The following is a 2,591-nucleotide window of genomic DNA, read 5'->3' on the forward strand; positions in this document are numbered from 1 at the left end:
AAAAATGTCTGATAGCAGTTACCTCATTCATTCCTGACTGACGCTGTGATCTTGACGAACACACCCGAATTTGTGTGACCAGCCGGGTCAACGGCATACCACGCGCCAGATCGTGAGCATGGTTGGCGCGGCAGCATGGCTGCCGCACTCCAAACCGCGCAACACGCGGATGATGAGCGAGCAAGGCAACCAATCCGGCGTGTGATAACACCGGAGATGGTTATTAGAGTGCGACAGTACAGCTTTTTATGAAATAAGTTCTACTAACCACATGGTGTATACGGTTACGCTCCGCAGGGGTGTGCGCAGCGTCGTGTTGTTCATTAATAGCAATCAGTCTCACGTAGTTTGCTCACCGTGCAGGTGGCAACCTGGATTAATTAACACAAATCGGGGAGAGCCATATCCACTGCTCTCCCCGATAGATTGGGATTAATCGTTCAACTCCACCTGATCACCACTACTCACAAAAATCATCTTTTCGGCCATATTCAGTGCCCGATCGGAAACGCGCTCGAAATTATGGGCAATAAACAGCAGATCGGCAATCTCCGGCGGCGTAAGTTGGGATACCAGTGCACGCTTCAACCGCTTGTACTCGTGATCAATCTCATCCTCATTGAGGATGATCTCTTTAATTGCATCGGGATTACCATTGCCCAGCGCTGCCAGCGTGCGTTCAAGATTGGTTCGGGCCACCCGACCAAGAGTAACCAGATCAGGCGGCGCGTGCAATGCACCATGGTTTGGGTCTGGGCTGCCGGCCACCATCTTTGCCGTACTCTTCGCGTAATCGGCGATCCGTTCCAACTCATAACTGATCGCCATCGCGGCAATAATCCGGCGCAAATCACGAGCCACCGGCTGCTGAGTTGCGATCAGATTTACCGCATGTTGCTCAATCGCACCCCTTGCCTCATTGAACGCAGCATCCCCAGCAACAACCGATTGTGCCAGCTCCACATCACCCTTTTCCAACGCTGTAATAGCCCGATCCAGCGCCCCGACCACCGCATTCCCAAAATCCAGTACCTGCTTACGCAAGGCCTCCAATTCCTGATCAAAATGTTCTCGCGGTCGCATGAAGGTTTCTCCCTCGTGATATACTGCTCCCGTCCCTTTCAGGATACACGTTTCAGCACTTTTTTGCCAGTAGGTGTTTGACTGAAATTTCGTTACATATCGTGGTCATTGCGACGAGCGGCCAGGCACGCGCAGGATGCGGAAAGCCAGCCCTGCCACTCACATAGAGACGACTACCATCGCCGAACGGACTGCCTGGCGAGAGCCGCGACACATACTCTGTCAGCATCTGGTACGATAACCAAAGTACACTCTTGGTCACCACAGAGACACGGAGGACACAGAGGATGGGTATAATCCGGGTGACTACCGTGAGGCGTGGCGTAGCACGTCCATGGGAACTCCACATCGTACAGCAATCACGCCATACGGTGTTGCGAGAAACGTTGTGCGGTTCATCCTGATAATTAGCCTCCATGGGATGCCCACAGCATAGGTAGCAACTTGAGTTACGATACCACCGGAACAGATTATAGCATTGGAGAAATCGACTGTGGTACAGCGTATCTTCACCATCTTCCTCATTCAGTTCATCTTCTTCAGCAGTGGATGCAGCCGACCGGTGGCGACAGAGCAAACCAGCCTCAGCGACTACCCACCACTGCCCGACAACCTGACGCACGCCCGCGTTGTCCGCGTCGTCGATGGCGACACCATCATCGTACGGATCGGGCGGGATGAAGAGCGGGTACGGCTGATAGGCATCAACACCCCAGAGTCGGTCGATCCGCGGCGACCGGTCGAGTGTTTTGGGAAAGAAGCGGCGAGCAATGCACGCAAACTTGTAGACAGGCAAACCGTCCTGCTGGAAGACGACCCCTCGCAAGATTCACGAGATCGGTTTGGCCGCCTCTTGCGCTACGTCTGGCTCGAAGACGGGCGCATGGTCAATCTGGAACAGATTCGGCAAGGGTACGCCTACGAATACACCTACAACGTCCCATACCGCTATCAAGCGATCTTCCGGGCCGCCGAAGCTGAAGCCCGCAGCTCCCAGCGCGGGCTATGGGCACCAGAGACGTGCAATGGCCAACGGTGAGAGGCACTGCGGAGCCACTGCGCTAGAATGGCGAGATACGACAGGTATAGCGGTGACAGATTATTCGAGATGAAACTGAGACGGGGCAGGCACAAAACCTGCCCCGTCTGTGATCTTGTGGGGAGTGTTGCACGATTAGATAGAATTCGCGCCTCGATTATCCCCTGGCGAGGATTATGGTTTTTTGAAATCGTCACGAACGACGATGACCAGCAGACAACGATGTATACATTTCAATCCCCGCGAGGGGATGTTGGGTTTTTGCAGGCGAAACCCGGAAGCCTGACGGAATGGGGCTGACGCCTATATTTCAATCCCCTCGCGGGGATTTTGGTTTTTTGAAGTGATTTGCATCAAGCGCCAAGTATGCCCACGCCTCGTCTATCACGTTTCAATCCCCTCGCGGGGATTTTGGTTTTTTGATGCCATCGCGCCGGCGCCCGTCAGGGAGCGCTGCCGGCAGGTTTCA

Annotated in this window: 2 protein-coding genes; one reads left to right on the top strand and one right to left on the bottom strand. The window is 54.2% G+C overall.

What is annotated here, in order from left to right; all coding sequences use genetic code 11:
- Window positions 1-432: 432 nt before the first annotated feature.
- Window positions 433-1,083, bottom strand: coding sequence for a phosphate signaling complex protein PhoU (gene phoU / locus VAE57_RS18745; protein ID WP_322823346.1), 651 nt, complete (start codon window positions 1,081-1,083; stop codon window positions 433-435).
- 493 nt (window positions 1,084-1,576) lie between these two features.
- Between phoU and VAE57_RS18750 the strand changes: the two genes are divergently transcribed.
- The gene (locus tag VAE57_RS18750) at window positions 1,577-2,122 is read left to right on the top strand and encodes a thermonuclease family protein (protein WP_322823347.1); all 546 of its coding nucleotides are present in this window, start codon (window positions 1,577-1,579) and stop codon (window positions 2,120-2,122) included.
- The last annotated feature ends 469 nt before the right edge of the window (window positions 2,123-2,591 follow it).

The sequence above is a fragment of the Chloroflexus sp. genome (genome assembly GCF_034434295.1).
GTDB lineage: Bacteria > Chloroflexota > Chloroflexia > Chloroflexales > Chloroflexaceae > Chloroflexus.

Bases quoted from the DNA above. Each gene is read 5' to 3' on its own strand.
- phoU (WP_322823346.1), bottom strand. From the start codon at position 1,083: ATGCGACCGCGAGAACATTTTGATCAGGAATTGGAGGCCTTGCGTAAG.